Here is a 7,912-nt window from a genome sequence, read left to right as displayed (position 1 = left end):
CTCCAAATCTGAGAATTTAGGGACTGGACCACGACGGGGTATGTTACCTTGTTCATTTACGAGATTATTCGAAAATTGTTTGCATATCCCAAGGATTTTGACGAACTTTGTATATAGGTTGTGCATATCGATGATTTGAAATTAACAGTTTTGACACTACTAATTTACTAAAAATCAGCGATATGCGCAACTTTTTATACATCATTATTTAATGAATTTAATTCCGCCAACGGGTAATATATGTATCTTTATGGGCGAATGAAAGAACTTGATAACATAGCAGAAACTCCGACCTCACAGATCGTGCAAGCATTGGGTCGTAGGTTTAAGGAATACCGCATCGCATCGCGTATGACGCAGAAGGAGGTTGCGGAAAAATCAGGTGTGAGCCTGCTCACCATACGTCGGTTTGAGCTGGGCTATTCGTATAACATCACCATGGGCAACTTCATTGCTCTATTAAAAGCTATCGACTTTGCCGATGGGATAGAGGGGATCTTGCCAGAGATGCCTATCTCTCCATACGCACTGGCCAAGGAAGAAGCCAAAAAGAGTAAGACATGGACAATAATATCAAGGTAACGATTTGGGGCAAAGAGGTCGGCCGCCTCACATGGGATAGCCGGTGCAAACGTACCGTATTTGAGTATGCGCCCAATTTTCTAAAGGGAAATTTTGACTATCTTTGTACCCAATAACACATTACTTATGGCTTTCACAACCCTACTTGTTGGCATACTACTATTCGCATTTGTATTTTGGTTCAATTCCTCCAAAGGCAAAATTGGAGAAGAGAAGATGGCTGTACTGTTGAAGCTATTGCCGAAAGAGTATGTCGTGCTCAACAATGTCATTATTTCTAATGGCGAAAGCATGGCACAGATAGACCATGTTGTAGTATCTCCATATGGCATATTTGTAATAGAAACCAAAAACTATAAGGGATGGATATTTGGTAAGGACTACTACAAACAGTGGACGCAGAATATCTATGGCAAAAAGTACAAATTCTATAACCCTGTGAAACAAAATGAGACACACGTCAGAGCATTGCGAAAATTGCTTTACCAATTTGGGGGCATATCCTATATTTCGATTATTGCATTTTCAAGCAAGACAAGCCTATTTGTTGAATCGGAGGAGGCATACGTCACACATATATTAAAAGTAAACTCTATAATCAAAGACTATATTATTAAGCAAGTTTCTACTGAGCATGTAGAACAAATCGTTCAACTTATAAACGAAAGAAGGTATATTGGCGATATAGCGGAAGATTTACATCTTGACTATGTTTATAGCGGTAAACACCATTATGAAATTGCCATGGAGCAGGGCAAATGCCCTTGGTGTGGAGGAACATTGATGGTGCGTAATGGGAGACATGGGCGGTTTTATGGTTGCTCAAACTACCCTCGATGTAAATTCACGCATAATGTATAAAGGTCATTTTAACTTTTACAACTTCCCTTTAGCAGCTAATCTCTTGAAGATAAGCTATCTTTGTCCGCACAAGTACGAGTCGACACACAAGGTATGAGCCATGTACTAGCTTGCTACAAATACGTATTTCTTTAACATCGACAATTACAGACAAAAGGCAAGTAATTGGCTTCTTCCAAGACAAATCACATCATCTGAGGTCGCGAGAGCGACAAGCAACTACAGCAATTACCAACGCAAATTGTACCCATGTGCGGACAGAAGTCCTGACGGGTGCATTTGCCAGCAGAGTTGGGGACTTCATCGGTCGCAACTCCCATGAATAACGACTACTACATAGCAATTACTACCATGAAAAATACAGATAAGACATTAAGGCAAAAGCGTATCTGGATCAGATTGAACCCAGAGGAGGAACGAATGTCATGGGAAAAGGTCCTGTACTATCTTAAATCTTATCCCAAACTGAGGCATCCTTTTTAATCTTCCTCAAATCAGATTTACAGAGCAAGCCTCATCAGACTTCTTTCATTATCAAATAGTAAGTCGAATGATACCCAACCTTTTACTTTTGCTCTATATTTCCATAAATTGAAATAATATGGAAAGCTTTATAAATCTTTTTATTATCTTTGCACCGGACTAAGACATAAATATAACACTTCATGATTTACAAATTTGACTTTCTCATTATCGGCAGTGGCGTTGCCGGTATGAGCTATGCACTGAAAGTAGCTAACAGCGGTAAAGGTAAAGTTGCCCTAGTGTGCAAAACCACGCTCGACGAAACTAATACGTCAAAAGCTCAAGGGGGCATTGCGTCTGTAACCAATCTCAAAGTGGACAACTTCGACAAGCACATAGAAGATACGATGATTGCCGGAGATTTCATCTCAGATAGAAAGGCTGTAGAACATGTGGTACGCAATGCGCCGGCGGCCATCAACGACTTGTTGCAGTGGGGAGTAAACTTCGATAAAAAAGAAGACGGCTCCTTTGATTTACATCGAGAGGGAGGACATAGTGAATTCCGTATTTTACACCATGCCGATGATACCGGTTTCGAGATACAACGCGGTCTGATGGCTGCCGTCAAAGCAAACAAAAACATTACCATTTTCGAGAACCATTACGCTGTAGAAATTATTACCCAACACCATCTGGGTATTGAGGTGACGCGCAAAACGCCAAATATAGAATGCTATGGCGCATATATTTTAAATCCGGACACACAGAAAATAGACACTTTCTTAAGTCGCGTCACTCTCATGGCTACTGGTGGTACAGGTGCCGTATATGCCACAACTTCCAATCCCAATATCGCAACGGGTGACGGCATCGCTATGGTTTACCGGGCTAAAGGCACTGTAAAAGACATGGAGTTCGTTCAGTTTCACCCTACGGTCCTCTATAACCCAAAAGAAACTCATCCGGCCTTTCTCATCACGGAAGCTCTGCGCGGCTATGGCGGCATATTGCGGTTGCCCAACGGTGAGGAATTTATGCAGAAGTATGATAAACGCCTGTCCTTAGCCCCTCGTGACATTGTGGCAAGGGCCATCGACCGGGAAATGAAAATCCATGGACTCAACCACGTTTGTCTCGATGTGACTCACAAGGATGCTGAAGAAACCAAAAAACAATTTCCGAATATTTATGCCAAGTGTCTGACTATAGGCATTGATATCACGAAAGACTATATTCCCGTGTGCCCTAGCGCTCACTACATGTGCGGAGGTATCAAGGTCGATCTCAACGGCGAGAGTTCCATCAAAAGACTTTATGCCGTAGGGGAATGTTCTTGCACAGGACTGCATGGCGGCAACCGTCTGGCCAGCAACTCGCTGATAGAGGCTGTGGTCTATGCAAAGTCTGCCGCAGAGCACGCGATCAAGACGATCGATAATTACACTTTTAACGACAAGGTTCCGGAATGGAACGATGAGGGGACGATGAGTAATGAGGAAAAAGTGCTCATTGCACAAGATGAAAGAGAAGTAGGTCAGATTATGTCCAACTATGTGGGTATCGTGCGCAGCAACTTACGCCTGCATCGGGCATGGAAGCGGCTTGACCTATTGTATGAAGAGACGGAAGAACTCTTCAAGCGTGTGAAACCTACCCGAGACATCTGCGAACTGCGCAATATGATTAACGTAGGCTACCTGATCACACGTCAAGCTATTGAGCGCAAAGAAAGTCGTGGACTACACTACACGATAGACTACCCTAAACACGCCTATGACAAGAAATGATAATGTAAGAGATATCTAAAAAGAGAAACATTAACATGAAAATGACTGAAGAAAAATGGCTGAAGAAGGGTTTCGTTGATGAAGACATTCCCAAGGATATAGACATCAAAAAGGAAATCCGCCGGATGTGCAAAGAAAAAAATGCCATCATCATGGCTCACTATTATACAGACGGTGAGGTACAGGACATCGCCGATTTTGTAGGCGACAGTCTGGCATTGGCACAACAGGCTGCCAAAACAGATGCTGACATCATCGTCATGTGCGGTGTTCATTTCATGGGTGAGACCAATAAGATACTATGCCCGAAGAAGACCATCCTCATTCCCGACCTCAATGCTTCTTGCTCACTGGCCGAAAGTTGTCCGGCAGATGATTTCAAAAAGTTTGTCGATGCCCACCCCGGGCATACGGTCATCAGTTATGTCAATACATCAGCCGCCGTCAAGGCTTTGACCGACGTGGTCGTAACCAGCAGCAATGCCCGCCAGATCGTGGAATCGTTCCCCCAAGATACACCGATCATCTTTGGTCCGGACGAAAATCTCGGCGCCTACATCAATAGTCTTACCGGTCGTAATATGTTACTTTGGCACGGTGCCTGTCATGTGCACGAGAAGTTCTCCGTAGAGAAGATCCTCAAACTCAAAGAGGAGTATCCCAATGCAAAAATACTGGCCCATCCGGAGTGCAAAGGTCCTATTTTAAAACTGGCTGACAAAGTAGGCAGCACGTCCGCCTTGCTTAAATTCAGCATCAAGGACAAGGCTCAGGAGTTTATCATCGCCACCGAGAGTGGCATCCTCCATAAGATGCAGAAGTTAGCTCCCAACAAATTGTTCATCCCTGCCCCACCCGACGACAGTACCTGCTCATGCAACGAATGTAACTTCATGAAACTGATTTCACTGAAAAAGGTATACAACTGCCTGAAATATGAATGGCCGGTCATCGAAGTCAACGACCAAATTGCCCAAAAAGCCGTTCGCCCCATCAATAAAATGCTCGAAATATCCAAGCGGCTCGGACTGTAACGTATGAGGATATATCAATCATAACTTAAATCACTATTCAACAACATAAATATGCTATCAGTAGACGAACTTAATGACAAGTTGATTGACTTGGCTTTTAGCGAGGACATCGGCGACGGTGACCATACCACTCTTTGCTGCATTCCTGCCGATGCCATGGGGGAAAGTAAACTGCTCATTAAACAAGAGGGTATTTTTGCCGGCATCGAGATCGCCAAGAAAGTTTTACACCGCTTTGACCCTGAGTTGGACATAAAGATATACATCCAAGATGGAACGCATGTGAAACCTGGTGATATCGTCATGAGCGTAAAAGGCCGAGAACAGAGTTTGCTTCAGACAGAACGGCTCATGCTCAACATCTTGCAACGCATGAGTGGCATAGCGACCATGACCCACCGTTATCAGCAAGCCCTTATTGACGCCGGAACGAAGACACGGGTACTCGACACGCGCAAGACCACTCCCGGAATGCGTATGCTTGAGAAGGAGGCCGTCAAGATAGGTGGAGGGATGAACCATCGTATAGGTCTTTTCGACATGATTTTGATCAAAGACAACCATATCGACTTTTGTGGGGGTGTGCACAATGCCATATCACGGGCCAAAGCGTATTGTAAGGCCAAACAGAAAAACTTGAAAATAGAGTGTGAAGTACGCAACTTCAAAGAACTTGATGAAGCCCTTGCCGAGGGATGTGACCGTATCATGTTCGACAACTTCACACCGGAGGAAACGCGCAAGGCCGTCGAGCGTGTAGCAGGACGTTGCGAAACGGAATCAAGCGGGGGTATCACCTTTGACAACATGATACCCTACGCTAAAGCTGGCGTAGACTTTATTTCCTTTGGCGCACTTACCCATAGTGTCACAGGATTAGATATGAGTTTTAAGGCAGCAGGCAGTGACAAACTCATCATCAGATAAAAACCTGCATTTTTGAACGTACTTTGGACCGCCGTGGTTTGACCTTGCATCGACCACGGCGGTACTATTTAGAATATTTATTTATGGTAGTTATAATTAATCTAAAACCTATAATTCGCAAACAAGCGAGTCCGCATTGCAGGAAGTCGTATCGCTTGCAAATAAGAAAAACCATCTAAAATTGTCTTCCAGTTATTTTATGATTCCGGTATCAATATTTGCATCAGCAGATTTCACAGCCTTTTGTGCATGTCTCTTTCCTGAACTTATATTCCATGACAATGAGAGATACACCATATTGCCAAAAGCATGATTGTGCATTTCCTTGCGAGAAGAAGCAATGTCTGAAAGATAGTCCACACGGTTTCCTGTACCTGTACTGTTGAAGATATTCTTCACACCACATTTCACCGAAAGCGTCTTACGCTTGTAGCCTACACTGAGGGTTGTGCTTCCGAAATGATGCACCAATGTCTCTCCGCTCAAATCCTCAGAAGAAGAATCATAGTCAAAATCCACGTTGAACTTGCCCAGATATACACTACTACCTGTCTTAACACTCCAACAAGTATTCGTGTGTCTCAACCCTCCGGTCATGATGTCGCGTACCATGTACGGCATGGCGTAGATAAAGAGTTTCTTGCCAAAAAGATACTGTTCTGCATAAAGACTGAGATTGAAATGATGCCTGTTGGCTTCGTTCCAATAAGAATATTTGTAGATGCCATTGTCTAATGTTACAGGAGCATCGCAAATCATATCGTGAGAATAGTCGTAGTCAAAGACCAAAGAGAAGTAGGTCTTACCTAAATCATAGTTGAGTTTTATCTCGTTGAAATCTGTATTGTACGGCTTCAGGTCGGGATTTCCTACTACCAGTTCATAGGCATCGTCGAGTTTGGAGAAACTGGTCAGTTGGGCAAGACTAGGCACCGAGGTCTCACTCTCGTATTTATAGGTCAAGGTCATCTTGTCGTTTATGTTGTAGCTTGCATTCATACTGGGACGGAATGACCAGAATGTATATTTGCCACTGCCTCCGTTGAAATAATCACGGCATACACCAGCGCCAGCCGTCAGTCCAAACTTGCCAAACCCTCCACTGTATTCAGCAAACAGATATTGTGAGTCGTTATGCAGAGAGGCTATCAGTGACTCTGCTGCATGATACTGATTCTTCGTAAACTCGCCAGTTTGCTGATAGCCGGCACTCAGTTCACCTGCTTTCTCAAAACTATGGGTAAAATCCACCTCTCCGAGAATGCTATACTTATCGCCTTTAACATCGTATGGACTTTTCAGCACAGGTGTCTCCACACTTCGTTCATAGTTACTTCTCACATATGCCGTAGTCAAATATGCCGAGTAAGTGTCGTTCTTTCCTATGGCATCCGCATAATACAGTTTGAGCATCGGACGCTTCTCGTTGTTCTTGTTGAATGTTGTCATTTCATACGAGTTGCCATTTTCTGAAACATTCTCCGTGAGAAATCTGTCAGGGAAACGGTTCCAGTTCGTTGACAGTTTCATGTCAAACACACGACTCTTGTCATTCGTGACATTATAAGACAGCGTAACATCATTGCTGACGAAACGGCTGTCGTTATACTTTCCATCTCTTGTGATGTTCTTTACGCTATTGTCAGCACTCACAAATTTCTGCCGCCCATTGGTCTTGACATCCTCATTGCTATTCAGTTTGAAATTGTAGAGCACACCAAATTCCGACTGTTTCTTCGTGAGTTTGAACCATCCGCTGTCATCGTTGTAGTTCGTAGTGACAGCATTCATTGTATTCAGTCCAGAAGCCACACCTGCGTCACCTTTCTTTGTCTTGATATTGATAACAGCTGACACACCCTTGCCATATTTCAGTCCGGGGCTCGTAATATAGTCCACCGTCAGCACTCTGTCAGGAGTCAGAGCTTGCAAGTCTGCCACAGTAGAAGGGACATTATTAATACGAATCTGTACCTCGCCATCACCCATACTGCTGACAGACATGACCACCTGATCTACACGGATGCGAGGCAACCTAATAAGATGGAGTAAGTCAAGGCCATTTGCAGCATGCTCCTTTTGCTGTGTGCTTGGTACATAGGAGTCATAACTGTTATGGTGGATGATGCGCTTGCTTTCAATGACCACCTCAGACAACTCTTGCGTTTTTGCCATCACCGAATCTTGCTGGGCATAAACGTTAGCAGTAAATCCTAATGTAATCCATAATAGTATTGCTTTTTTATCCACGTA

General features: G+C 43.7%; 6 protein-coding genes and 1 pseudogene. 5 read left to right on the top strand and 2 right to left on the bottom strand.

Annotated features, from left to right (window positions below; translation table 11 throughout):
• Nucleotides 1-202 (bottom strand): annotated as a pseudogene (locus NG821_RS09915) (IS982 family transposase); the annotation flags it as partial.
• 56 nt (nucleotides 203-258) lie between these two features.
• On the opposite strand from NG821_RS09915, the gene NG821_RS09910 reads away from it, so the two are divergent.
• The 5 genes from NG821_RS09910 (at nucleotide 259) to nadC (ending at nucleotide 5,659) form a co-directional block, all read left to right on the top strand.
• Nucleotides 259-582, top strand: a complete 324-nt coding sequence (locus tag NG821_RS09910) for a helix-turn-helix domain-containing protein (protein WP_252761506.1) — start codon at nucleotides 259-261, stop codon at nucleotides 580-582.
• A 126-nt stretch (nucleotides 583-708) separates the two neighbouring features.
• On the top strand, nucleotides 709-1,443 hold the full coding sequence (locus NG821_RS09905; RefSeq protein ID WP_252761505.1) for an NERD domain-containing protein: 735 nt from the start codon (nucleotides 709-711) through the stop codon (nucleotides 1,441-1,443).
• Nucleotides 1,444-2,108: 665 nt separating this feature from the next.
• On the top strand, nucleotides 2,109-3,698 hold the full coding sequence (gene nadB / locus NG821_RS09900; RefSeq protein ID WP_252761504.1) for an L-aspartate oxidase: 1,590 nt from the start codon (nucleotides 2,109-2,111) through the stop codon (nucleotides 3,696-3,698).
• 41 nt (nucleotides 3,699-3,739) lie between these two features.
• Nucleotides 3,740-4,732 carry a quinolinate synthase NadA gene (gene nadA, locus NG821_RS09895; protein ID WP_252761507.1) on the top strand — a complete coding sequence of 331 codons (993 nt, stop codon included), beginning with the start codon at nucleotides 3,740-3,742 and terminating at the stop codon, nucleotides 4,730-4,732.
• Between the two features lie 51 nt (nucleotides 4,733-4,783).
• Nucleotides 4,784-5,659: a carboxylating nicotinate-nucleotide diphosphorylase gene (gene nadC / locus NG821_RS09890; protein WP_252761503.1), complete on the top strand. Its 876-nt coding sequence runs from the start codon at nucleotides 4,784-4,786 to the stop codon at nucleotides 5,657-5,659.
• Between the two features lie 192 nt (nucleotides 5,660-5,851).
• On the opposite strand, the gene NG821_RS09885 is transcribed toward nadC, so the two are convergent.
• Entirely contained in the window at nucleotides 5,852-7,909 is a 2,058-nt protein-coding gene (locus NG821_RS09885; protein ID WP_252761502.1) for an outer membrane beta-barrel protein, read from the bottom strand.
• Between the last annotated feature and the right edge of the window lie 3 nt (nucleotides 7,910-7,912).

Origin of the sequence: Segatella cerevisiae (assembly GCF_024054555.1) — a bacterium.
Taxonomy (GTDB): Bacteria; Bacteroidota; Bacteroidia; order Bacteroidales; family Bacteroidaceae; genus Prevotella; species Prevotella cerevisiae.
Note: the sequence above shows the minus strand (reverse complement) of the source record. Positions and strands in the feature narration are given on the sequence as shown.

Coding starts and splice junctions, on each gene's coding strand:
- NG821_RS09910 (WP_252761506.1), top strand. CDS start 259: ATGAAAGAACTTGATAACATAGCAGAAACTCCGACCTCACAGATCGTG.
- NG821_RS09905 (WP_252761505.1), top strand. CDS start 709: ATGGCTTTCACAACCCTACTTGTTGGCATACTACTATTCGCATTTGTA.
- nadB (WP_252761504.1), top strand. CDS start 2,109: ATGATTTACAAATTTGACTTTCTCATTATCGGCAGTGGCGTTGCCGGT.
- nadA (WP_252761507.1), top strand. CDS start 3,740: ATGACTGAAGAAAAATGGCTGAAGAAGGGTTTCGTTGATGAAGACATT.
- nadC (WP_252761503.1), top strand. CDS start 4,784: ATGCTATCAGTAGACGAACTTAATGACAAGTTGATTGACTTGGCTTTT.